Here is a 26870-nt window from a genome sequence, read left to right as displayed (position 1 = left end):
AGCGGAGGATGTCCACTCCGCTGGTAAAGTCATGCTATTTTTGCTGGTCTTTTTTCTTTCTTGCTTTGAAGAACAAGCCGATTCCTCCGACAACGAAGACTGCTGCTCCAATCACTGAAGCGTACCAGGTTCCTTCTGATCCCGTTTTCGGCAAGAATTTACTTCCCCACCAGCTTTGGTTGTTATTGTTGCTGTTCCAATTATTGTTTCCCCAGTTGCCCCAGTTGCCCCAAGCGCCGTTGCTTCCGTCGGTACCATTCGTACCATCAGAACCATTGGTGCCATCAGTACCATCCGTACCATCCGTGCCATCGGTACCGTCCGTACCGTCCGTACCATCTGAACCATCCGTGCCATTGTCACCCATTGGTACCACGATTGGTGTTGCTGCACTGCGGTATTCTCTGCCACCTGCTGTAACGATCGCAACAACGTTAAGGGTTTCTTCTGGTGAAACATCCTCTGGATCTAATGTGATGCTAAACGCACCATTTCCATTGGTCGTTCCTGTTCCGACAACGTCACCCGCTTCATTCAAGATTTCGATTGTCGCATTGGCTGGTCCATTCCCGAAGACTGGATAGCCATCGGTAGGATTGCCAGTGATCGTAGCAACTGGTGCATCAACCGTCAAAGCATCGACTACGGTCGTCGTCGGATCACTTAGGGTTTCGCCATCTGCTAAAGCAAGAACCGTAACGGTTTCACCTTCCGTCGCTTCCGCGGATAGCTCAACACGCCAGTCGCCATTTTGATCGGCGATCGTTGTGATTGGTCCTTCAGCCGCGAAGATGGTCAGGAATCTACTTGTTAACGGATCGCTGATGGTAACGGTGATCGTAGCACCTGGCTCACTCGTTCCGCTGATCGTTGTATCACCAGCCGTGACTGGGTCAATGGTTGGTGTATCTGTCTTGATGCTTTCATCATCGACAGGTACGACGATTGGCGTCGCATTACTGCGGTAGTCATCCCCACCAGCCGTGACGATCGCCACAACCGATAAGTTTTCTTCTGGTGCGACATCCTCGCTAGTCAATGTGATCGTGTAGTCACCATTTTCATCGGTAGTGCCTGTTCCAACGACATCTCCCGCTTCATTCAAAATTTCAATCGCTGCATTGGCAGGCCCGTTCCCAGTTACTGGATAGCCTTCTTGGGAATTACCCGTAATGGATGCTGAAGGTGCGTTGACCGTGATGCCATTAACAACGGTCGTTGCTGGTTCACTGGCGGTTTCTCCTTCACTTTGCGCCACTGCTGTTACGATTTCATCTCGAGAAACTTCCGCAACGTCCACTGACCAATTTCCTGCTTCATCTGCTTCGGTTTCAACCGCTTCTTCGCCTGTTACCGTCACGGTGACCATCGCTCCCGCTACAGCAGTACCGGTAATGGTCGTGTCACCAGCTGTGACTGGTTCGATGATTGGTGTAGCGGTTTGATCGATCGTATTCTCAACGGGCACTACGATTGGTGTCGCATTACTCCGATAGTCTTTGCCACCAGCGGTGATGATCGCAACGACATTCAATGATTCTTCAGGAGAAACAGCTTCACCAGAAAGCGTGATCGTGTAGTTGCCATTTTCATCGGTAGTGCCTGATCCAACGACTTCTCCCGCTTCATTCAAGATTTCAATCGCTGCATTTGGTGCTGCCATCCCCGTCACTGGGTAACCATCCTCTGGATTGCCAGTGATGGACGCGGTCGGTGCTGAAACCGTGATGCCATCCACACTCACTGTGATTGGTGCACTAGGATCTTTTTCAGGTGATTGTGCCACAACAGTGACGGTATCACCCTCCGCAACTTCAGGTACCTCGACTGTCCAATTGCCCTCTTCGTCCGTTTCGGTCGTGATCGGTTCATTTTCCCCAATCGTTACCGTCACCGTTGAACCTGGTTCGGCAGTCCCGCTGATCGTCGTATCGCCAGCTTTGACTGGATCGATCGTTGGTGTTGCAGTTTGTTGCTCTTCTTGATCCAAAGGTACCACGATCGGTGTCGCGTTACTGCGGTATTCTTTGCCGCCAGCTGTCAGAACTGCAACGACGGTTAAGCTTTCCGCTGGTGCAACAGCTGTTGGTTCAAGAGTGATACTGTAGTTTCCTTCTGCGTCTGCAGTTCCTGAACCGACGATTTGTCCATCGCTATTCAAGATTTGTACGGTGGCATTGGCTGGTGCCGTTCCAGTTACTGGATAGCCGTCCGTGCTATTGCCTGTGATAGTTGCACTAGGAGCAGTGACCGTCAACGCACCTACACCAACTGTGACTGGAGCGCTTGGCTCTTTGTCAGGTGATTGTGCCACAACAGTGACTGCATCGCCTTCAGAAACTTCTGGTACTTCTGCCGTCCAATTGCCTTCGTCATCCGTTTCAGCCGTTATTGGTTCCGCATCTGGTACGGTGATCGTCACGGTTGAACCTGGTTCAGCCGTTCCGCTGATGCTGGTATCCCCCGCCGTGATTGGATCGATCGTTGGTGCAGCTGTCTGATCCACTACCGTATCTGCTGGTACGATGACCGCTGTTGGATTACTGCGATACTCTTTCCCACCAGCTGTAACGATGGCAACGACGTTTAAGGTTTCTTCTGGATCGACAGTTTCAGCAGTTAAGGCCACTGTATAGTTGCCGTCTCCATCGGCAGTGCCTCTTCCAACGACTTCATTGGCTGCGTTCAAGATCTCGATCGCTGCATTGGCTGGTGCTGTACCAGTCACTGGGTAGCCATCCGTGCTGTTGCCGCTGATGGAAGCTGTTGGTGCTGCGACAGTCACTCCTTCAACGATGACAGTGATTGGATCACTTGGGTCTTTGCCGTCACTGTCTGCGACGACTGTGATGGTATCCCCTTCAGACAATTCTGGCACATCGACACTCCAGTTGCCTTCGTCATCTGTTTCGGCGGTTTCTTCTGTGCCATCCGGTAGTGTTACAGTCACAGTTGAGCCTGGTTCGGCGGTTCCGCTAACTGTTTCATCGCCTGCTTTGATTGGATCAACCGTTGGTGCCGTTGTTTGATTTTCACCCGGTTCAGCTGGCACCATGATCGGTGTCGCTGGACTGCGATAATCCTTGCCACCAGCTGTGACCACCGCAACCACCGTCAAGTTTTCTTCAGGAGAGACATCTTCACTGGTCAAATTGATCGTGTAAAGCCCTGCATCATCGGTTGTACCCGTTCCAACTGTCTCGCCAGCTTCATTCAAGATTTCGATGGTCGCATTCGCTGGTCCTGTTCCGGTCACTGGATAGCCATCGGCTGCATTGCCGCTGATAGACGCACTAGGAGCCGCCACCGTTAATGCCCCGACCGTGATCGTTGCTGGTGTACTTGGTGTTTCATTTTCTATTTCTGCCACTGCCGTAACAGTCGTTCCTTCAGAAAGCGCTGGTACCTCAGCTTGCCAATTGCCCTCATCGTCAACTTCAGCGGTGATTGGGTCTTCCTCACCGACCGTCACGCTGACTGTTGCTCCTGGTTCGGCTGTCCCGCTGATTTCTGTTGCGCCAGCCACTGCTGGATTGATCGTTGGTGTCGCCGTTTGATCCGCAGGTACCACGACAGCCGTTGGTTGACTACGGAAGTCATCCCCACCTGCTGAAACGATGGCAATGACACGGACCGTTTCTCCTGCTGATGCCTCTTCACTGGTCAAGGTAACGGTGTAAACACCATTCTCATTGGCCGTCCCTGTGCCAATCACTTGATCATCAGCATTTAAGATTTCGATTGCCGCATTGGCTGGTGCTGTACCAGTTACTGGATAGCCATCTGCACTATTGCCAGAAATCGTTGCCGTTGGTGCTGCCACGATCAGCCCTTGCACCGTCACTGTTACTGGTAAACTTTCTGTTTTGCCGTCTGCCAAGGCAGTAACTGTCAAGACATCATCCAGAGAAACCGTCGGCACAGTTGCCGTCCACTCACCTTCGTCATTCGCTGCCACTGTAACAGTATCACCGCTTGGCAGTTCAACGGTTACCTCTGCTCCTGGTTCAGCCGTTCCGCTAACGGTTGTAGCCCCAGCAACCACGGGTGCGACAGTCGGTGCTGCTGTTTGGTCTTCTGCGTTATCTTCTGGCACCACGATAGTAGTTGCTGGACTGCGGTATTCTTGACCGCCAGCAGTTACCACTGCTACCACTCGCAAGTTTTCTGCTGGAGAAACACCTTCTGTCAAGGTGATCGTATACTCACCGTCTCCATTGGCAGTCCCACTGCCCACCACTTCATTGTCATCATTTAAGATTTCAATGGCTGCGTTGGCTGGTGCTGTCCCTGTGACTGGATAGCCGTCAGTACTGTTGCCAGTGATCGTTGCCGTTGGTGCTGCCACGTTCAAGGCACCGACACCGACACTGATTGGTTCACTTGGGTCTTTGCCTTCAGCTTCAGCAACCACTGTGACCGTGTCGCCTTCTGAAAGCTCTGGTACGGTGACCGTCCAATTGCCTTCCTCATCCGTTTCGGCAGTCACTGGATCTTCTCCAGGAATCTCCACCGTCACCGTTGAACCAGGTTCGGCCGTTCCTCCGACGGATGTATCCCCTGCTTGCACTGGCTCGATCGTTGGTGTGGTCGTCTGGTCTGCTGGTACCACGATGGAAAGCGGTGCACTGCGGTATTCATCGCCCCCAGCGGTTACCACTGCCACCACCTGAAGCGTTTCTGAAGGATCAACATCGTCGCTGCTCAATGTGATGTTGTAGGCACCTTCCTCATTTGCTTCGCCACTGCCGACAACCTCACCGGCTGCATTTAAGATCTCAATCGCTGCATTCGGCGTTGCCGTTCCTGTAACTGGATACCCCTCTGTACTATTGCCGCTGATCGCTGCTGTCGGTGTTGCCACACTAAGTGGATTTACGATGACCGTTGCTGCGTCACTTGGCGTTTCCCCATCAAGGGTCGCTACCACTGTAACTGTTTCTCCTTGAGAAACCTCGGGCACCGTTGCCGTCCAATTGCCTTCGTCATCTGCTTCGGCAGTGACTGGCTCTGCGTCACCAATCGTTACCGAGACTGTCGCGCCAGGTTCAGCTGTACCACTGATGGTCGTGTCGCCGGCTGTCACTGATTCAATCGTTGGGACTGCGGTTTGATCCAATGGTACTGTGATTGGGGCAGCCGCACTGCGGTAGGCTTGACCACCGGCTGTGACTACCGCCACCACCCGTAAGGTTTCAGCTGGAGACGCATCATCACTCGTCAACGTGATCGTGTATTGGCCTTCGTCATTGGCAGTGCCAGTACCTACCACCTCGTCATCGGCATTCAAGATTTCGATGGCTGCATTGGCTGGTGCCGTTCCCGTTACTGGGTACCCATCGGTACTATTGCCACTGATCTTCGCGGTTGGCGTAGCAATCGTCAATCCATTGACCCCAACACTGATTGGTGCACTTGGGTCTTTGTCTGGTGCTTGTGCGACCACTGTGACGGTTTCTCCTTCAGAAACTTCAGGAACTTCAACCGTCCAGTTGCCCTCGTCATCGGCTTCACCAGTCACAGGTTCTTCACCTGGGATCGTTACCGTCACCGTAGCGCCTGGTTCGGCAGTCCCACTGATCGTCGTGTCCCCTGCATTGATTGGGTCGATGGTTGGTAATGCTGTTTGTTCAAGCTCATCTGCTGGGACCGTCACTGGTGTGGCAGGACTGCGGTACTCATCCCCGCCAGCTGTTACGATCGCAACGACAGACAAGGTTTCTTCTGGTGCTGCATCGGCTGGTGCGATGGTTACCGTATAGTTTCCATCCCCATCGGCTGTGCCAGTACCGATCACATCGCCTGCTTCATTCAGCACTTCGATCGCTGCATTCGCTGGTGCAGTCCCCGTGATTGGATAGCCATCGGTACTATTGCCGCTGATGATCGCTGTTGGTGCTGCTACCGTCACTCCATTGACTCCAACGCTGATTGGCGCGCTTGGCTCTTTGCCTTCGGCTTCCGCAACGACCGTGACTGTATCGCCACCAGAGACTGCTGGCACTTCTGCAAGCCAGTTTCCTTCGTCATCCGTTTCAGCCGTTACTGGTTCTTGATCGGTGATCGTCACAGTAACCGTCGACCCTGGTTCTGCCGTTCCGCTAATCGTGGTATCACCTGCTGTGACCGGATCGATCGTTGGTGTCCCTGTTTGTTCAATGTCTGCTGGTACGGTGATTGGCGTGGCATTACTACGGTAGTCTTGACCACCTGCTGTCACAACTGCCACTACCTGCAAGGCTTCTTCTGGCGCCACATCGGTTGGATCTAAGGTCACGGTATAAGCACCCGTGTCATCCGCCGTCGTGCTACCAACAACATCGCCTGCTTCATTCAAAATCTCAATTGCCGCATTCGGCGTCGTTGTTCCGCTGACTGGATAGCCATCCGTGCTATTGCCTGTGATGGAAGCGCTCGGTGCACTGACCGTAACACCATCAACGGTCACGGTAATCGGTGCACTTGGATCTTTGCCATCAGCTTCGGCAACGACTGTTACCGTATCGCCTTCTGATAATTCAGGAACCGTCGCTTCCCAGTTGCCTTCATCATCGGCTTCTGCCGTGATCGGATCGCCTTCAGGCAGCGTGATCGTCACTGTTGCCCCTGGTTCAGCCGTTCCGCTGACAGTCGTATCCCCAGCTGTTACTGGGTTGATCGTTGGTGTTTCCGTCAAGTTTTCTACATCATCTGCAGGAACTACAAGCGGTGTGCCTGTACTGCGATAGTCTTCACCACCAGCCGTCACGATCGCTTCCACCCGCAAGTTGTCGCCAGCTGCCACCTCTTGAGGATCAAGGGTGATCGTGAAGTTGCCATCGTCATCGGCTGTTCCACTACCAACGACATCGCCTGCTTCATTCAAAATTTCAATCGCTGCATTGGCAGTCGCTGTTCCCGTTACTGGATACCCATCTGTGCTATTTCCAGTGATCGTAGCTGTTGGCGCCGCCACAGTCAAACCACTTACACTCACGGTGATTGGGGCACTCGGATCTTTGCCTTCAGACTCAGCTACGACCGTCACGGAATCGCCTTCTGACAATTCAGGAACCGTTGCTTCCCAGTTGCCTTCATCATCGGCTTCAGCCGTGATTGGGTCGCCTTCAGGAAGCGTGATCGTTACCGTTGCCCCCGGTTCGGCTGTCCCACTAACAGTTGTATCTCCAGCACTGACTGGATCGATCGTTGGTGTTTCCGTCTGCAGGATATCTGCAGGCACCACAACAGGTGTCGGGTTGCTTCGATAGGTTTCGCCGCCAGCGGTCACAACCGCCGTCACATTCAAGGTTTCTTCCGCGGCAACATCTGCTGGATCTAACGTCACCGTATAAACGCCATTCTCATTGGCAGTACCTGTTCCGACAATTTCGCCATCCGCATTGGTGATCTCAATGGCCGCATTTGGTGCAGCTGTTCCAGTCACTGGATAGCCTTCTTGACTATTTCCTGTGATCGAAGCTGTTGGGGCATTGACCGTCAAGGCGGACACGGTGGTACTTGCTGGCTGACTTGGTGTTTGTCCTTCTAGTTCGGCGACAGCTGAAACCGTATCGCCCTCTGACACTTCGTCCACATCAACACGCCAATTGCCCTCTTCATCGGCTTCCGTCACGATCGGATCTGCACCGTTGACGGTCACAGTAATCGAGGCACCAGGCTCAGCCGTTCCGCTGACGCTTGTATCCCCGGCAGTCACTGGTTGGATCGTTGGTGTTCCCGTTTGTTGCTCGGCATCGTCTGCTGGAACGACGATTGGCGTATTGCCACTGCGATAAGTTTGACCGCCAGCAGTAACGATTACAGCAACATTCAAGTTTTCATTTTCTGCTACATCTGCTGGGTTCAATGTGATACTGTAGTTGCCGTTCTCATTTGCCGTCCCAGTGCCAACGACTTCACCCTCGGCATTGGTGATTTCAATGGCTGCATTTGCTGCGGCTGTCCCCGTCACAGGATACCCATCGGTGCTGTTTCCTGTAATCGAAGCCGTTGGGGCATTGACCACTGGTGCTGCTACCGTTGCCGTCGCAGGTTCACTCGCTGATTCCCCATCCGCTTCCGCTACTGCTGTGACTGTATCACCTTCTACCAATTCAGGGACATCGGTCGTCCAATTGCCGTCACCATCTGCGGTTGTGGTAATAGGTGCACCGCCGTTGATCGCCAATGTGATGGCTGCGCCTGGCTCAGCTGTTCCGTTGATCGTCGTTTCCCCTGCTGTCAATGGATTGATCGTTGGTGTATCGGTTTGATCTTCTGGTGTGTCTGGTGCAAACCAAATCGAGTTATTGCCGTCAGCATCCGTAAATAAATCAATCGTGATGAGGTCAAGCTGAGACATTGTTGCTTCAAAGCGAGCTTCGTAAGGATTAGATGGATTCGCCACACCATTTTCAACCAATTGTGCATAGGTCGGACTGATAACATTCGTTGGAATGACCACATTGGTTTGGCCTAAAACAGAAGCAGAAGCGACCTGATCTGCTAGATTGGTCGTAGCATTCAAGACATTTTGAGCAGTTTCAACCGTGCCATTTAAAGTCGCTTTGGCGGTATTGACCGTCGTTTGTACCAGTGTATTGATCCCGCTGATCAAGGTACCAATTCCTGGGATGCCGCTGGCACCATCTAGAATACTGACTTGGATCTGTGCCGCTTGTAAATTATCAAGAATTTGATTGATGCGCTGATTGACAACGATAAATAAACCATCATCCACATTGGCAATCAGGGCACGTTCATTTTCGGTTAGTCCAGCTGGAACTTCAAAATTCGCTTGGCCAAATTGTCCGAGTTGGTTTAGTAAGTCTAACTGGGTCGTAATTTCATTTAAGTTGACGGAGATCACTTGGCTGACATTTACGATTGAAGCCGCCGTATACAACGGATTTGGTACGCCGGGTAGGATTGTTGGCGGAATATCCAGTGCGTCAGCTAAATTTTGATTGACGATCCCATCCACCGTGCTGATCAAGGTATTGACTGCTGGTGTGACTGTTCCGATCAATGTTTGCAAGGCTGGGAAATTCCCCAGTTGTAGTGTCACATTGGTGGAAATCGATGCATTTCCTGCCGGTTGAACCAAACCAGTAAGACCTTGAGGAACCCCAACAATTGCGACTTTATCCCCGTTCAAGACATCAACCGTTACTGCATTTGATCCAGAAATCGAGAAATTGACTTGGTTCGTTGCACCAGGCGTTGCATAAGGTGCAGACGCACTCGTTCCTGAGTTATTAGACGCTGTGATATCTGAGAAAAGTTCAGCTGAAACCAAAGCAGCTTCAACCGTCGTTGGTGCCCATAATAAACTTGCTGGCACGACCACCGTACTCGTCAACAACATCCCACTGACAGTTAAATTCGCAATAATGTTTTTCTTTGTTCGAACGCGTGTATTTTTCTTTGAATCCATGAGCTTTTTGTAATTAATGCCTTTCATTCATTCTCCTCCTGTTCGAAAAAATTTAACCGACAAAAGATAAAACTGATGATCTCTGGAATGATTCCTGCCCCCTTTTAAACCAGATGAAAATCTATTTCAACCCAACACCCAAAGGCATAGAGAGAAAACAAAAGTTACCGATCGCAAAGCGAAGATTTTTTCGCATGCTTTCTGAAAAACCCAGTGATTTTTGTTCAAATAGTTTCACAGCACATTAGAATGCGCTTGTGAAAAACGAGAGATAAAATAACTAATCGAACACACTGTGTAACAAAATTCTAGCAAATTTATTTCTTTCCAACAAATTATAAACACGATAAATAATTAAAAAAACACTGAAATTAACGTTACAAAACATAAAACATTTATTTTATAAACAAGCGCAGATTATTTATATTTATCTTATAAACAGATGCATAACGATAAAATGCTAACATTTTTTATCAAAAAAGCACCTTACTATTCATAATTAACCAACATAATGAATACGATTACATTTGTTTCTTTATACTCAAGAAGAGAGAAAAACGATGATGTTGTTTTTTCTTGTCTTCAACCCCGTTTTTTACCTACGAAAATAAAAAAACAAAAATAATTCAGTCGTTTTTCACGATATCCCCTAAAATAACTCATACTAATGATAAAAAGGAATCGAAACGCTCGTAAAAAGTTCTGTGAAAAAAGGAATGAAAATCCCCAATTAAAATTGAGCATGCGCCATCATGAAATAGAATTTCTTCAGACATCATTTGCTTCTTGTTTATCTGTGCTAAATTTTTCAGTAGCTATTTGGTCTTACATTTTGGACCTAAGCATTTATTAGATTCTTTTTGATTATACTTGCAGGTAAGAAGGAAACGCAGCTGCCCAATCGTCTTCTTCTAATACCACATAAGGAGCATAAGAAGATGGATTGGTTAGTAATGATTCTTGTATTGATATGTCTTAGTTTTGTCTGAGAAAGAAACGTAAGGGAGAAGATTATGAAAAAAGAAATCGTAACAAGTTTAATGACCACTGCAATTTTAGGAACCTTCACTGTTGAAACCTGCTTCGCACAGGAAAAAGATCCATCCTATTTGACCGATCCAACCACCCATCACGTCTTATTAAAAGATGGTGACTATTGGTATGACGAAGGCAAAGCCGTTTCTAAGGAATACGCGGAGCAATTGATTGCAAACGAGCAATTAAGCAAACCTGCACAGGCGCCCGATCCTCATCCGACTTTGCAAGTTCCTTCGCAAAGACAACCAGCATGTGAACCGCAACAGATACCAGCGCTGAAAAAACAAAACGAGCAAACAGTTCCCCTTTCAAAAGAACCATTCGCCGTTCCAGAAATGAAACCTGACAAACCAGAGCAACAAGGATCGACTGAAGAACCCAGAAGAACACCACAAGCCGTACCTCCTGCTGTTCCAAAACCCTCAGGAAAAGTAGAGCAAGAGGTAGTACCTACGAGCGCTCCCTATGCTGTACCTGATGAACCAGCGGTATCTTCAATAAAAAAGAAAGACGATTCTTTCCCGACAAAAGCTCCGATAGCCGTACCAGAGAAAAGTCCGACTCCTTTAGTAACCTTTGATTCCTTGATGCCGAATAAAATACCTTATGCTGTACCTAGCGCTACGCCAACTGTGATTAACCAAAAGCAGGAATTTCTGGTACCGACGAAAATTCCGATGACTGTACCTGAGAAAATTCCTGTTCCTTTATTAACCTTTGATTCCTTGGTGCCGAATCAAATACCTTATGCAGTACCTGGCGCTACACCAACTGCGATCAACCAGAATCAGGAATTTCTGGTTCCGACGAAAATTCCGATGGCTGTACCTGAGAAAATTCCCGTTCCTTTAGTAATCACTGATCCTTTGGTGCCGAATAAAGTGCCTTATGCTGTACCTAGCGCTACGCCAACTGTGATTAACCAGAAGCAGGAATTTCTTGTCCCGACAAAAGCTCCTATGACCGTACCAGAGAAAAGTCCGACTCCTTTAGTAACCTTTGATTCCTTGGTGCCGAATAAAGTGCCTTATGCTGTACCTAGCGCTAAGCCAACTTTGATTGACCAGAAGCAGGAATTTCTGGTTCCGACGAAAATTCCGATGGCTGTACCTAGTAAGATACCGACACCTTTAAGCCAAACGGAATTCCCGCAACCTGGAATTCCTGCCAATGCTGAACCTAAAGCATTGACGATTGTTCACCCTAACGGAAAAGAACAGATTGCAGCCCTTCCGTCATCTAAAGCAATGAAAACGAAAAATTTGGATAACGGCATTCATAGACAACAGAAAAGCAACACTCCTTCTAGAGTCAAATCGATCAGAAAAAAACTTGTTCAACAAAAACCTAAAGACCCATCTAAGAAAAACTTTGACAATAATGAAGAGCGCGAAAAAACCCGACTAAATCATAAGCAACAGATCAATTCATACACTGCAGCTGACAATCGCTATTTACCCAAAACAGGCGAAAATAGACTTTTATCCTTTTTGATGCAAGCTGTCGGGATAATGGTCATTGGAATTGCTGGTCTACTTTTCTTTCGAAAGAAAGGTCGCCATGAGAAATAAAAAAAACGTGAGAACCCAGCGTTCTCACGTTTTTAAATTGGCTTAATTTATTTTTGTATCTGTCTAACCAACAATCATCACAAAAATTGCCAACTGTTTTCTCATGAAATCAGAAGAGGTCTGAAATATAAGACCTTTTTAATTCCTACACTGGACTTATTTTACTATAATGGGGATACATGATTTCATTAATTCAATGAGAGCGGAGGCTTTCTTATGTATGGCGAAACGATCAGACAAATCCGATTGAAAAAAGGCTTCACCCAAAAAGAAGTCTATGGCACGATTATTTCAAAATCCTATGCCATCGAATTTGAAAAAGGCAAGCATCAGATTGCTGCCAACCTGCTGCTGCAAATCTTAGAAAATCTATCAATGGATATCGATGAATTTCTCTATATCGCGAATGGCTATCGGCTGGATGAGCAAAACAGCTACAACCATCGGTACACGCAATATTCAAACAAGCACGATATCAACCAGTTACAAATTCTATTACAGGAGCTGCAGCAAACCTCTAGCCGACTGAACAATGTCCGCATTGCAGAGGTTCGCTCACGGATTCGCATGCTGCAATGCTTGGCAGAGCATGGCGTCTATCGGAAACGTGCGGTTTTGGAATGTGATCGTCAAACGATTATCTCCTATCTCGTTGATGTTGAGAGCTGGACGTTACAAGAAATCCAACTATTTGGCAACACCATCGATCTTTTGGACAACGACCATAATTTCCTCTTCTTCAAAAAAGTATCCAAGATGCTCGAATACTACATCGATATGGAAAAAGGTCGGGAAATCTATTGCGCACTACTGATCAATTTGATCGAATATACGCTAAAACACCAGCAATACGATGCGACGGAAGTTCTCGTCGTCCAATTAAAACTTTTGGCGACAGACTACAAAGAATTTTTCCACCAAGCCGTCTGCAAGTTTTTCCAAGGCGTGTTGCTCTTAAGAACCGGTGACAAAAAAGCAGGCAAAAGGATTACCACAAAGATGCTAGCTATCATGCGAGAATTGGATCAAGGTGCCCTTGCCGATGATTTTGCTTTACTGCTGGATGATGACTACCTCCGAGCATTTGCCTCCTCCGAGTGATAAAGCGGCAACTGCATCGTTCGTTTAATAAAAAAAGGAAGTGATAATTGCCGTCACTTCCTTTTTTCAGCTATTAGCTAACGCTGCGTTCGTCTGTCGCCCCAAAGTATTGATACATTGGTTTTTGGCTGCCATTGAGCAATTGATCGACCGTCACAAATTCATAGCCTTGCGCTTTGAGTGCTTTGATGATGCCCGGCACGGCTTGAACAGATTTCGGATGAATATCATGAAGCAAAATAATCGATCCATCGTAAACATTGTTTTGGACGACCTTCAAAATCTTGTTTGGATCTTTCAGCTTCCAATCCTCGGTATCAACACTCCATTGAATGATCGATTTTCCTGCCGCTTGGGCGCTTTGCTGATCGATCGCCCCATATGGCGGGCGCAAATTCTTAGGCAAGACCCCTGTCGCCTGATAGATGGCTTTGTCCGTTTTGGTTATTTCCGCTTTGACCTCCTCTGGCGACAACGTATTTAATTGGGGATGAGAATAGGAGTGACTGGCAATTTCATGCCCTTCCTCATGGACTTTTTTCGCGACTTCAGGGTATCGATCCACCATTTGGCCTAATTCAAAAAACGTTGCCTTCACATCATTGTCTTTCAAGATTTTTAAGAGATCCAATGTCGAAGTATCATTTGGTCCATCATCAAAAGTCAACGCAACATATTTTTTGTTTTCGTCTAACATCGCTTGTTGCTCTTTCAATTGATCCGCATTGACCAGCTCTGGATCAATAAACGGCGCAATCTCTTTGTAAGCCAAAGTGATCTCGGATACGCCTGTTTGATTTTGCGGCAACTGGAGCGTTATTTTTTCAGGATCATAAGTAAATTTCGAGTCATAGGTAATTCGGTCCATCCCCAGAACCGCATCAAGGATTTTAGTCGGTTCTTTGGCTTGATCCAAAAGCTTTTGTTGAATGACTTGCTGGATCCCTAACAAGCTGCCTTCATCGGGTACTAATTCCTTCAAGGATAGTTCATTGCCAGTTTTCTCGGAAATAAAAATTGGATCGGCAACCACGCTATCCGCATCTTCAAACCGCCCAGTCTCCCGATTCCAAACATAGCTGTCCGCTTTTAAGGAATAGGTTGACACTTTTGATGCAACTGCTTGTGCTTGAATCCGGGCGATCGTAACGGTCTCTTTGTCGGCGTGTTTTTTGCATAGCTGGTTCGCCATGGTCGATAATTTCTTACTTGCATCCTTTACAGGGATGGCATTTTCTTCTTTTGGTCGGAAAATCAATTCTTTTTTGTCGCCATCAGACAATGTTTCAAGTTTTGCGGGAATTCCCTCTTTTGCTTGTTCTTCTTGGATCGATGCTAATAGCTTTTGCGCGGCAGCTTCATATTTTTCGCGTGCCAATGCTTCTTGCTGCTTCAAAGTAAAAGCGATATAGCCCCCAGTGGCGATAATGACAATTGTCAGCAGCGTCATCAATGAAAAGAGATATTTGCGATGGGTTGGCTTCTTTTTAGAAACTTGACGATTGGCAGTTGGCGTGCGTCTTGTCGTTCCCGTTGTTTGCTTTTGATGTGATTCGACCCTCGAAATAGGTACTTGTTTTTCAGAAGTCGCTTCTCTATGTTGTGAATTATTTGAATCATTGCTTGATTTCTTCATAAACATTCTCCCTCAAACATAATAACGTAAACAAAATGTAACATAATCGTAATAATATTTCAACAGTGTTACAGTGATTCTTATAAACTTCTCTTTTTGTTCACAAATTTTGAGAATTGCTCTTAGAAATCCTTTATTCTGCTTTTAAGAAAACCAATTCTGCCAAGTATGATATCGTGTTCACTGCTTTTTCTTTTTGTTTAAAAATAATGAGAGATATCTTTTTGTACTTTGAAGTTTTTTCTGTTTATAATTCAGCATGTGGCAATTACTATGAAGGATGTGTTCAAAATGAAACACAAATCAGCAGTTTATTTATTCGTTCTTACCTTAATCATTGGGTTAACCTATCAATTACTTCCTTATACCCCACTAAACGATTCCGTGTTATCGATCGTCGGTACCATCTGGAATCTGGTCTTCGCATTTAGTGCAGGGTATTTTCTCTTACGAACGACCTTTTTGGAGCAGTTCAAACATTTTCGTTTCACCGTTTTATTGTGGGGTGTCCCTTTCGTCATTTTGACTGGCGTGTTCTTTTCCTTTATTTATGCCGCTATTTTTGGACAACCAACAACCAACTCGATCAGCGAAACCATCACTGTCCAAATGGTCTTTTTGCAAGTCCCCTTTATGCTGATGGGAGAAGAATTGCTTAGTACCAACCTCTTGTTGGCGTTGCAGAAAAGAGGCCTTTCTTTTGCCTGGTCATCCATCATTTGCAGTGTGCTGTTCGCTTTATGGCACATCCCAGCGTACGGCTTTCATCCAGCTCAATTATTGATCACCTTGATGCCTGCCAGATTGGCACTCAACTACGTTTGGAAAAAATCCAATAGCGTATGGGTCAGCTGGATCTGCCATTTTCTTTATGATTCCCTGGGATTCATTTCATTTTTAGGTAAATAAGCAACAAAAAGGACAGCTGAAGCATAGCTGTCCTTTTTTATAGTTAGTAATGCCTTTACCCAAAGGCTTACTTGATCACTATTTACGCTTTTTGAAATAAAGCCAGCTTGCCGTGGCGATAAAGCACAAACCAACTACAAATGGGAACAACGTCCCCTGTTCATCGGTCTGCGGCAATCTTTGTGCAGAAGCGCTTTTTTTCGAAACAACAGTTGCTGTTGGTGCTTTTTCTTTTTTATCAGAAATAACGACGGTTGCTGCGTTTTCTTTTGTATAAACATACGTCACAGTTGCCCCCTGCTTACCGAATGTACCTTTGGTATTTTGCGGCAGCCGACTTTCGTCTACTATGTAGCCTTCGATTGTTAGTTGATATTTTTTTGTGCTGGCATCGTAAGACTCGCCCACGTTTCCACTAATTGTTTGTGAAGCGTGAATTTCTTTAGCTTCCGTATCCACGTACTCCACAGTGACATCCGTTGCTGGTATCGGATTTTTTGTGTAGATATACGTTACTGTTTGCGTTGTTTCGCTAAATATGCCTTTACTATTTTCTGGCAATTGGCTTTCGTCTAGTGTATAGCCATGGATTTTTAGTTGGTATTGATCTGTGCTTGCATCATAAGACTCGCCTACGTTTCCATTGATCTTTTGCGAAGAGCGAATTTCGTTGCCTTCTGTATCCACGTACTCGACCGTTATATCTGCTGCTGGTACGGGATTTTTTGTGTAGATATAAGTGACTGTTTGTACCGTTTCTCCAAACACACCCTTATTGTTTTCTGGTAATTGGGTTTTATCTAAGGTGTAGCCTTCGATTGTTAGTTGATATTTTTCTGTGCTAGCATCATATGAATCCCCCACATTACCGCTAATCGTTTGATTAGCGTGAATTTCATTGCCTTCTGCATCCACGTACTCGACCGTTATATCTGCCGCTGGTACGGGATTTTTTGTGTAGATGTAGGTGATGGTTTGCGCTGTTTCGCTAAGTACACCTTTACTATTTTCTGGTAATTGGCTTTCGTCTAGTGTATAGCCATCGATCGCTAGTTTATATTGATCTGTACTTGCATCGAAAGAGTCGCCCACATTCCCGCTAATCGTTTGAGAGCAGTGTATTTCTTTGCCTTCTGTATCCACATATTCAACAGTTACATCCGCTGCTGGTATCGGATTTTTTGTGTAAATGTAGGTGATGATTTGTGCTGTTTCGCTAAACACACCTTTACTATTTTCTGGTAATTGGCTTTCGTCTAAGGTGTAGTCATCGATTGTTAGCTGATATTTTTCTGTACTAGCATTATAAGAATCGCCCACATTCCCGCTAATCGTTTGGCTAGCGTGGATTTCGTTGCCTTCTAAATCCACGTACTCAACCGTGACATCCGCTGCGGGTATCGGATTTTTTGTATAGATGTAAGTGATGGTTTGTGCTGTTTCACTAAACACACCTTTAAGATTTTCTGGTAATTGGCTTTCATCCAATGTGTAGCCTTCGATTGCTAGTTGATATGTTTCTGTACTAGCATCGTAAGAGTCGCCTACGTTTCCACTGATCGTTTGGCTAGCGTGAATCTCGTTGCCTTCTGTATCCACATACTCCACTGTTACATCCGCTGCAGGTGTCGGATTCTTTGTATACACATAGGTGACGGTTTGTGCTATTTCGCTAAATACACCTTTACTATTTTCTGGTAATTGAGTTTTATCTAGTGAGTAACCTTCGATCGTTAATCGATATTGTTCCTTACTGGCATCGTATGTATCACCCACATTACCGCTAATTTTTTTAACAGCGTGAATTTCTTTGCCTTCTACATCTACATACTCAATCGTGACACCCGCTGCTGGTACAGGATTTTTTGTGTAGATATAGGTGACGGTTTGTGCCGTTTCGCTAAATACGCCTTTACTATTTTCTGGTAATTGGCTTTCGTCTAGTGTATAGCCATCGATTTTTAGTTGGTATTGTTCTGTACTAGCATCGTAAGAGTCACCCACGTTTCCACTGATCGTTTGTGAAGCGTGAATTTCGTTGCCTTCCGTATCCACGTACTCAACCGTTATATCCGCTGCGGGTACGGGATTTTTTGTGTAGATATAGGTGACTGTTTGCGCTGTTTCGCTAAATACGCCTTTGCTATTTTCTGGCAATTGGCTTTCATCCAATGTATAGCCATCGATTTTTAGTTTATATTGATCTGTACTAGCATCGAAAGTGTCGCCCACATTACCGCTAATCGTTTGAGAGGAGTGTATTTCGTTGCCTTCTGTATCCACATATTCAACAGTTACATCCGCTGCGGGTATCGGATTTTTTTTGTAGATGTAGGTGACTGTTTGCGCTGTTTCGCCAAATACACCCTTACTGTTTTCTGGTAATTGGCTTTCGTCTAGAGTGTAGCCTTCAATCACTAATTGATAGTTCTTCGTGCTGACATCGTATGGTTCGCCTACGTTTCCACTTATAATTTGAGAAGGGTGAATTTCGTTGCCTTCTGTATCCTCATACTCGACCGTTACATCCGCTGTTGGTATCGGTTTTTTTGTGTAGATATATGTGACGGTTTGTGCCGTTTCGCTAAATACGCCTTTACTATTTTCTGGTAATTGGCTTTCGTCTAGTGTATAGCCATCGATCGATAGTTTATATTGATCTGCGCTTGCATCGAAAGAGTCACCCACATTCCCGCTAATCGTTTGGCTAGCGTGGATTTCGTTGCCTTCTAAATCTACATACTCAATCGTGACATCCGCTGCTGGTATCGGATTTTCTGTGTAGATATAGGTGACGGTTTGCGCCGTTTCGCCAAATACACCTTTACTATTTTCTGGCAATTGGCTTTCGTCTAGTGTATAGCCATCGATCGATAGTTTATATTGATCTGTGCTTACATCGAAAGAGTCGCCTACATTCCCGCTAATCGTTTGACTAGCGTGGATTTCGTTGCCTTCTAAATCTACATACTCAATCGTGACATCCGCTGCTGGGACAGGATTTTTTGTGTAGATGTAGGTGATGGTTTGTGCTGTTTCGCTAAATACGCCAGTACTGTTTTCTGGTAATTGGCTTTCGTCTAGGGTGTAACCGTCAATTGATAACTTATACTCATCCGTACTAGCATCATATGAAGCACCTATGGTACCAGATAAAGTCTTCGTTTCATGGATTTCTTGCCCTTGATTATCAAGATATCTGACAGTTACCTCTCCCACCTGCTCCGGATCAACAATGACATTGACTACATGTGTCGTATATACACTATATGAGGCTTGTCTAGCCATAAAAATTGCTACGTAAGTCCCCGGTTTACTTGGATCAACATTTGTGTAGTACGGAAAGATCTGCGAGTCAGAAATACTTTTTTCTATGTTGCCGCTAAAATTTAACTTAAACGCTTCAATCTCTAATGCCTGAGTTGAGAATTCGAAGGTACTGTTTACAGGAATATGAATCGTATCTGGACTATCTCCAAAAGCATACTCGCCCACAATTAGACGCTCATAAAGTGCCAATGTTTTCGTTTCTCCTGCTTGCAAAGTGATAGAATTTCCAATCGATGTAAATGCGTAGTTCAATCTTTGATTCGTTGTACCCACTTGCTTAATAAAGTAGCCCCCTGAAGGAACCTGAATCGTTACCTTTCCTGAACTGTCCGTGACTAACAACGTCACTTCATCAGATGTCGAGGAGGTCAATGTGAAATAAGCGCCTTGGATCGGCTGGTTTGAATTACTATCTAAAACTTGAATCGTCAGTTGCGCATTGGCAGCTCTTGCAGAAGACGGATCAACAGAAGAAGGGTCATTATCTAGAGGGCTTGCAGCAGATTCATCCTTATTATCTGATCCATTATAGGCTTCTTCACTGTCACTACTTGCTTGTGTTTGTTCGTTCTCAGCATCCACACGCGCTGAGGTTGTTGTTGTCATTGTAGCATTTTCTACTTGAGAGGTAGCTTGTCCAGTATCCGAAGAAGCATTCGTATCATCAGATTGTACAGTTTTCACTTCTTTCTGATCCACCTGCGGAGATTCTGAAAACACTTGGCTTTCCGCCACTACCTGAAATGCTGGTGTTACCACCGCAGCACTTAATAAGATTACTAAAGATAGAATAGATTTAAACTTCTTTTTCACAAACTTTCACCTTAACCTTCTTTTTCAAAATTAAAACCTTTTTATCCAAACTTTTTTCACGTCTAAAAATCATTATAATTTATTAATTTTTAATTTACAAACAATTTTTTATTTAGCGTATCATCCACTCCTATCAAAAATTTTTTATGCGGACACATGAAATACCATTGAGCGTATGTATACTTAATTCACTTGTCATCGCATTGCATCACCTCTTCAGAATTTTATAATTCAAGCACCCTTACCTTCAAGCAAATCCAGTGCTAATCAGCGCAAATCTTCTTTGCATCCTTGTTTTATCAATGATTTCATTTTCAAAAAAGCAACTTATTTTTTACTTAATCGTGGCATTCTTTTTTTGAATGATTCGAGCAAGTCTATCTTCTACTCTCAATATGTGCTATCTTTGAACATTTATCAGTTCATATATGACAATTGTTACTTATTACAGGTGAAGAATTCACTGAAAAAAATCGAGCACTTTCAGGGAATTTTTTAGGAAAATCTGATCGAAGCTCATTTTAATTTAATCTTATATAAACAAAGAAAACATCTTGTGCATTTTTTCGTTAAATCGAGCTTTACGATTGTTTCTTTGAACCGCTTTATGATAGGATAGGTCAGAAGGAGCATTGAAATGACTATAGCTGAAAAAATAAAAGAGAGTCGCTTGAAGTTAGGACTCACCCAACAAGAAGTTTCCGAAAAATTATTTGTTACTAGACAAACGATCTCAAATTGGGAAAACAACCGAAGTACCCCAGACATCGACACATTGATCAAATTAAGTGATCTCTACCAAATCGATTTAGAGTCACTGCTAAAACCAGAACAAGCAGCAGACGAACCAGAAAGAATGAGTGACGAAAAGAAACCAACCATTCGCCTTCCTCTATACTTGCTTAATTTAACTGCAGTCGTCGCTTGCGTTTTCACCGACTTCTTAACACCTAAAGGAACAATGACCCTATGGACAGCTGCTGCACATTTTTTGTTACTAGTTAACTTTGTCCTTATATTCGGCTTTTTCCTCACAAAAAAAAGACCCCTCCCTGCAAAAACAATTGTCTTTGCATTAGGAAAAGGTCTGATGATCTTAGCCATTATATTAGGTTTTACTCTTTGGTCGAATAAAGGAGCTTCTGCAGATGCGTTACATCTGATTGGCCATAATTATGGTCATTTTATCTATTTAACGTTTAAAGCAATTGGGGTGATTTATTTGTTTGATTGGCGGAAGTTTAAGATGTAAGCCCATGAAGGATTATCCAATGAAAGTCATGATCTTATATGCTATTTCAACTTTCCAACCGTTTGGTTTCAGAGTACCACTTTACAGTTTTAATTAAACCTTTTTCTAGGTTTGTTTTTGGTTTCTAGCCAAGTGATTCTATCTTTGATGTTTGCATGGCATAACGATAATCATGACCTAGTCGATCTTCAACGAATTCAATCATGCGTTCATCATATGAGCATAAGTGACATAACTTCTTAACTAAAGTAAGATTATCAATTTCTTCATGGGCGCTAACATTATAAATTTCACCCGTTTTTCCGCACTCTAATACGATGAAGATTGCCCTGCAAAAGTCTTCAACATATAGCCAGTCACGTTTATTCAAACCATTTCCATATACCGGCAATGGTTTATTATTGCTTATTTGGTGTAACATCAACGGGATCAATTTTTCTTTGTATTGATTTGGACCGTAATTATTTGCTGCTCTAACAATATTGACATTCAAATCGTAGGTTTTATGATAGGACATAACAAGATGATCTGCAGCAGCCTTAGAAGTAATAGAAACTATTCTTTGTTTTATGAATGGACACGGAATCACTCAGTATTTTAATGAGAATCTAGCTTTCGCTTCCTCAATACTTTGTTAAGTGCAGATTGATTTTAAAAGTATATATAAACGTGAAAAATATTCTGATAGATATATTACTTATTAAATCTTAAATTTGTAAAAGTGGGTGAAGATGAGTAAATAATATTTGCTTTGAAAACCGTCAGGTACTGCTATATCAATTTAAATACCCAGAAAGTTAAGAATCTTTGGATACAACAAACTACTTAGATTAGTATTTCAAAGTTATATTTACTTAAAGAACTAACTGTGCTTAACCTAAGTCACAAAAATTTATTATGTGAAAATTAAGTGGTGATGATTATTATTCATTTAATCCTAGCCTTTTTTATATAACAAAGCAATTCTTTTTGACATCATACATAAAAGTCTATTAAACGTAGCATACTATGTGAACTATGATGCCTAAGAAAATAAACAGATCAATTTATGCTAAATTCTAATTATCTTTTTAGATAAACCCTTTTTAGTTCCGGATCATCGCTCAAAAATTTTGGCATTAAAAAATTCATCCATTCAAAATCCTCTTTGTCATCTATATCTAAAACTTTGTAGTCTTTCATAACAAACAGATCAATTATACCATCGAATAAATATGTGTTATTTTCTAAAAACAGCGGTTTATATAGGTACATTGAACCATTAATATCATATACATCAGGAGCTTGTTGTCTAGAGGTAAACTGAGATTTTATTGCCAAAGATACTTCGTTTCCATCTAACTTAACCATATTAAAAAAAGGATTACGTCTAGATGGAACTACAGAGAAGATTAAATCAGTATTTTGACTATTCATGTATTTTTCAATCAATCCATTTAGATCAGGAAGTGTACGTAATGGAGAGGTTAAATCTAAATCAATAATAAAATCATAGATCACTTCTTTTTTTTGTTTCATCTTAAAAAAAGTATCTCGTATTACTTCTATTTTACCGACTGTATCATTTGCTAATTCTTCTGTTCGTTCAATGATTACTATTTCAGAGTTTCTACTAATTGCTTGTTTTTTCAATTCATCACTATCTGTATTTAATGCTATATGAACTTGATCATTAGGATGAGTATCTATATACAACTCAATTAATGATATACCATAATCAATTAGCGGTTTGTCCAAAATACTGAGTAAATTTTTGCTTTTTAGCCCCTTTGATCCTGCGCGCCCACAGAGTGTAAACAATATATTCATCATTTTTCCTTCCTTTTACCATAAAGTTTCATTGATTATTAATTATATCTAATAAAGAATCAGCCACATATGTTTGTTCGTCTAAGCTCATTTGACTTGAGGAAGGCAAGCATAAGCCTTTACTAAATAAAACTTCACTGACAGATTTATCAAAATTGGGATTTTTATAAAACTTATATCCTCTAAATAATGGTTGCAAATGGAGTGGTTTCCATAAAGCTCTAACCTCAATGTTTTTTTCAGACATTTCATTAATAATTTTCACTACATCTTCTATGTCACAACATGTATTTATAGTCAAAGTAGATAACCATCTATTTGAAAAATATTGTTCAAGCTCTGGCATCATTTTAATAGCATCATTTTTTCTAAATAACTCAGTATATAAATCAAATATTTTGCGTCGTTTCTCTATCCTATTCGGTAGAACTTCCATCTGCCCACGTCCAATTCCTGCAGATATATTACTTAATCGATAATTATACCCTACATGTGAGTGTTGATAGTACGGAGCAATGTCCCTAGCCTGCGTAGCTAAAAATCTAGATCTCTCTATATAATCTCTATTATTGGAGACTAGAGCACCCCCACCAGAAGTTGTAATAATCTTATTGCCATTAAAAGAAAAAATTCCAATGTCCCCTAACAAACCGCTCTTTTTTTCTTTGTAACTTGATCCAAGTGATTCGGCAGCATCTTCTATGATAGGCACTTCATATTTATCAGTGACTCTTCTGATTTCATCATAATTAGCTACTTGGCCATATAAATTAACTACTATGACAGCTTTGGGAAGTTTGTTAATTGAAGCTGCATCGATAAATGCTTGTTCTAACGCCTCAGGGCTCATGTTCCAAGTATCTGGTTCTGAATCAATGAAAATAGGAATAGCCCCTTGATATAATACGGGATTAACTGTAGCCACAAAAGTAAATGATGGTACAAAAACTATATCTTCCTTTCCAACACCCAATATGTCTAAAGCAAGGTGTATGGCCCCTGTTCCCGAACTCACGGCTGAAGCACCGCCTTTTGCACCTGTGAAATTCTCAATATCACGTTCGAACTCGTCCACATTTTGTCCTAGCGGAGCAATCCAATTGTCCTCAAAAGCTTTCTCAATATACTTAATTTCATTTTGTCCCATGTGTGGGTATGAAAGTAAAATTCTTTTAGTCAATATTACTCCTTCTTTCTTTTACCTGAGCTGGTACTCCATATACAATAGATTTATTCGGTACATCTCTGATTACAACACTACCGGCTCCTACAGTTGCACCATAACCTATATTAATCCCTTGAATTATAGTTGCACCAATACCTATGTGGGTATCTTCATCAACAATTACATTACCGGCTATTTTCACACCTGGTGAAACGTGGACAAAATTATTAACTTTGCAATCGTGTTCTATAATTACCCCTGTATTAATAATACAAAATTCACCAATTCTGGAATCCGCATTAATAATTGCGTTAGCCATGATCACAGATCCATTGCCAATTTCTGCTGTACTTGAAATAATAGCTTTAGGATCTACTGCTCTACCATATGAAATTTTTCTTTTGGACAAAATTTGTTTGATGCTCTTTCTCTGCAAATTATCACCAATAGTAATAATAAAATAATGCTGTGATAGAAAATCATCTGTCATTGATAAAATGTCACTAATATTCCCTAAATATTTCAAATTATAAAATCGTTTTTTTTCATCATCAAAATAGCCTTTTATTTCTTTGCCTTCATTTAAAAGTATCTCTCGAACAACTTTGGCATTACCACCGGCTCCAATTAAAATATAACTATTTTTCATCATTACTCCCGCTTAATAAGTAATCTTTTTTTGAATCCATTTTATATCATCCTTAGATGTTTCATATATTTTTCGCAAGATTTTAAAAGCTTTCTCACTCGATTTTCCATCTCCGTATATGTTATCATCTGCACAGAGTCCCTGTAAGAAAGAATCAGATGTTACTTTGTCAATAGAATCTATAATATCTTCTAAGAGATTTGAACTATCTATAATATTTTTAGATTTTTCCCGGCCACTTTGTCTAGAACCAATATTTATTACCGGAACACTAAGCGAAGCTGCTTCTATTATACCTGATGACGAATTACCTATCATATATGTGCAATTTTTTAATATAGATAAATAATCATCTGGATGAAGATTAACAACAAATTCGAATAAATTTGAATTTATATCTTTGTAAACATCTTTTATACTACTACTTCCTGCATCTGAGTTTGGTAAGATACAAAGAACCTTTTGCTTTTTCAAGTTTAATGCTTTGATTATGGTCTTAATTTGTTCACGAGTATCATCATATTCTGTCACAACTGGATGAAAAACTAAAAGGGCATATTTCTTTTCGATTATATTTAGCTTATATTTTTGTTTTACTAAACTAAAATCAGGAAACGAGATGTTTAAAATTTCGTCTAATCTAGGAGCTCCAATGTTGAATACTCTCCAAGAATCTTCACCCATCTTCTCTAATCTTCTTTTCGAATTAATAGTAGAGGTGAAATGAATGGATGATAATTTAGATATCGCGTGTCTTATAGATTCATCTACTGTTCCAGAAACTTCCCCCCCATGAAAATGAACAGTTTTAACACCTAAATATAGACAGGAAATACTAGCCGCTAACATTTCTCCTCTATCTCCTAATAAAAAAACAAAATCGGGATTTTCTTTTTTTATTATATTTGTGAAACCATTGATTTCATTCGAGACGGTTCTAGCCATATTACTTTTTGTATTTTCTAAAAACAAGCTATCAACTTCACCAATAATGTCAAAACCATCATTCTTTATTTCGTTGACAGTATATCCGTAATCATGCGCCAAATGCATGCCACTAATCAGGAACGATAAATCACATTTTTTCGACAAAAAATACTTAGCAACAGGTTTAAGAATCCCATAATCAGCTCTGGTACCACTAATAACAACTATTTTCATAGCACTAAATCATCCTCATATAATAATTCGTCTTGATTTTTATCATTCACCAATTCTCGTCCAATTACTTTGTATAACATATTAGGACTAATACCACTTCCTGGTCTTTTAATTTCTAACATATTTTCAGTTAAAATCTCACCTTTTTTCAAATCCTGAGTCACAACCAAGCTTTTTCTAGCTTTCTCTTTTGTATCCAGTTCTGAAGGAGCAACTTTTTTTATTCCATCGCCCATAAAAATCTCACAATTCCTAATCCTATCAACAAACAACTTGAAATCTTGAGGATTTAAAGATGATTTATGATCTGGACCTTCCAAATTATTATCCAAAGTAAAATGTTTTTCTAAAACCCGTGCTCCCATAGCGACCGCACAAATCGCAACATCATAACCTAAAGAATGATCTGAATAACCAACTTCCAAATTCAATTCATTTTTTAAAGAGTTTAAAGCTAATAAATTTATATCCTCTGGTTGAGCAGGATAGTTTGAAGTACAGTGAAGAACTGTTAAAGGACTGTAGTTAAAGCACCTAACAGCTTCATTAACTTCATCTAAGTTAGACATCCCCGTAGATAATAAGACAGGTAATCCGTACAAATCAATTTTTCTCAAAAATGGAATATTCGTCAGATCACCCGAACCAATTTTAAAAGCATGTACCCCGATTTCTTTTAAAAAGCTAGCACTTTCTTCATCAAAGGGTGTAGATAAAAAATCAATATTTAATTCTTCACAATATTTTCTCAAGTAAATAAAATCCGAATTTTTTAACTCAAGAGCTTTTAACATTTCAAACTGGGTTTGTGTTTTTCCAGTATTAGCCTTTTGATAAGCAGCCATCTCCGCATTTTTAGAAGTTAACTTTTCGGTTTTAAATGTTTGAAATTTTACTGCATCTGCTCCTGATATTTTTGCTTGATATATACTCTTTTTTGCGATTTCCAGACTACCATTATGGTTTACACCTATTTCTGCTATGATGTAAACAGAATTTTTCTTTTTCATAATAACCT

13 protein-coding genes are annotated in these 26870 nt (G+C 42.4%); 4 read left to right on the top strand and 9 right to left on the bottom strand.

Annotated features, from left to right (window positions below; translation table 11 throughout):
• Positions 1-34 precede the first annotated feature (34 nt).
• Positions 35-9445, bottom strand: coding sequence for an Ig-like domain-containing protein (locus IGI71_RS05840; RefSeq protein ID WP_194186010.1), 9411 nt, complete (start codon positions 9443-9445; stop codon positions 35-37).
• Between the two features lie 986 nt (positions 9446-10431).
• Between IGI71_RS05840 and IGI71_RS05835 the strand changes: the two genes are divergently transcribed.
• Positions 10432-12027, top strand: a complete 1596-nt coding sequence (locus IGI71_RS05835; RefSeq protein ID WP_194186011.1) for an LPXTG cell wall anchor domain-containing protein — start codon at positions 10432-10434, stop codon at positions 12025-12027.
• Between the two features lie 216 nt (positions 12028-12243).
• Positions 12244-13128, top strand: a complete 885-nt coding sequence (locus tag IGI71_RS05830; RefSeq protein ID WP_142962533.1) for a helix-turn-helix domain-containing protein — start codon at positions 12244-12246, stop codon at positions 13126-13128.
• Between the two features lie 73 nt (positions 13129-13201).
• Here IGI71_RS05830 and IGI71_RS05825 read toward each other — a convergent pair whose 3' ends face one another.
• A complete protein-coding gene (locus IGI71_RS05825; RefSeq protein WP_430616234.1) occupies positions 13202-14764 on the bottom strand; it encodes a polysaccharide deacetylase family protein in 1563 nt (520 codons plus the stop codon).
• 291 nt (positions 14765-15055) lie between these two features.
• Here IGI71_RS05825 and IGI71_RS05820 point away from each other — a divergent pair, with 291 nt between their 5' ends.
• Positions 15056-15673 (top strand): CPBP family intramembrane glutamic endopeptidase, encoded by a 618-nt coding sequence (locus IGI71_RS05820; protein ID WP_121261768.1) that lies wholly within the window; start codon positions 15056-15058, stop codon positions 15671-15673.
• A 78-nt stretch (positions 15674-15751) separates the two neighbouring features.
• Here IGI71_RS05820 and IGI71_RS05815 read toward each other — a convergent pair whose 3' ends face one another.
• Entirely contained in the window at positions 15752-19816 is a 4065-nt protein-coding gene (locus IGI71_RS05815; RefSeq protein ID WP_430616233.1) for a MucBP domain-containing protein, read from the bottom strand.
• Between the two features lie 637 nt (positions 19817-20453).
• On the opposite strand from IGI71_RS05815, the gene IGI71_RS05810 reads away from it, so the two are divergent.
• Complete coding sequence (locus IGI71_RS05810; RefSeq protein WP_430616232.1) at positions 20454-21068, top strand: helix-turn-helix domain-containing protein; 615 nt, start codon at positions 20454-20456, stop codon at positions 21066-21068.
• A gap of 124 nt (positions 21069-21192) precedes the next feature.
• Here IGI71_RS05810 and IGI71_RS05805 read toward each other — a convergent pair whose 3' ends face one another.
• From IGI71_RS05805 to neuB, 6 genes are all read right to left on the bottom strand, one after another.
• Positions 21193-21657 carry an NAD-dependent epimerase/dehydratase family protein gene (locus tag IGI71_RS05805; protein ID WP_430616231.1) on the bottom strand — a complete coding sequence of 155 codons (465 nt, stop codon included), beginning with the start codon at positions 21655-21657 and terminating at the stop codon, positions 21193-21195.
• Positions 21658-22130: 473 nt separating this feature from the next.
• Entirely contained in the window at positions 22131-22877 is a 747-nt protein-coding gene (locus tag IGI71_RS05800; protein WP_142425511.1) for an acylneuraminate cytidylyltransferase family protein, read from the bottom strand.
• Positions 22878-22905: 28 nt separating this feature from the next.
• Positions 22906-24057 carry a DegT/DnrJ/EryC1/StrS family aminotransferase gene (locus tag IGI71_RS05795; RefSeq protein WP_430616230.1) on the bottom strand — a complete coding sequence of 384 codons (1152 nt, stop codon included), beginning with the start codon at positions 24055-24057 and terminating at the stop codon, positions 22906-22908.
• The gene (locus IGI71_RS05790) at positions 24050-24691 is read right to left on the bottom strand and encodes an acetyltransferase (RefSeq protein ID WP_430616229.1); all 642 of its coding nucleotides are present in this window, start codon (positions 24689-24691) and stop codon (positions 24050-24052) included. The genes IGI71_RS05795 and IGI71_RS05790 overlap by 8 nt, the downstream gene beginning before the upstream one ends.
• A 12-nt stretch (positions 24692-24703) precedes the next feature.
• Positions 24704-25852 carry a UDP-N-acetylglucosamine 2-epimerase gene (gene neuC, locus IGI71_RS05785; RefSeq protein ID WP_430616228.1) on the bottom strand — a complete coding sequence of 383 codons (1149 nt, stop codon included), beginning with the start codon at positions 25850-25852 and terminating at the stop codon, positions 24704-24706.
• Entirely contained in the window at positions 25849-26862 is a 1014-nt protein-coding gene (neuB, locus tag IGI71_RS05780) for an N-acetylneuraminate synthase (RefSeq protein WP_430616227.1), read from the bottom strand. The genes neuC and neuB overlap by 4 nt, the downstream gene beginning before the upstream one ends.
• Between the last annotated feature and the right edge of the window lie 8 nt (positions 26863-26870).

This window comes from Enterococcus sp. DIV1279b (genome assembly GCF_050531515.1).
GTDB classification, from domain to species: domain Bacteria; phylum Bacillota; class Bacilli; order Lactobacillales; family Enterococcaceae; genus Enterococcus_D; species Enterococcus_D casseliflavus.
This window is presented reverse-complemented; position numbering and strand designations above follow the sequence as displayed.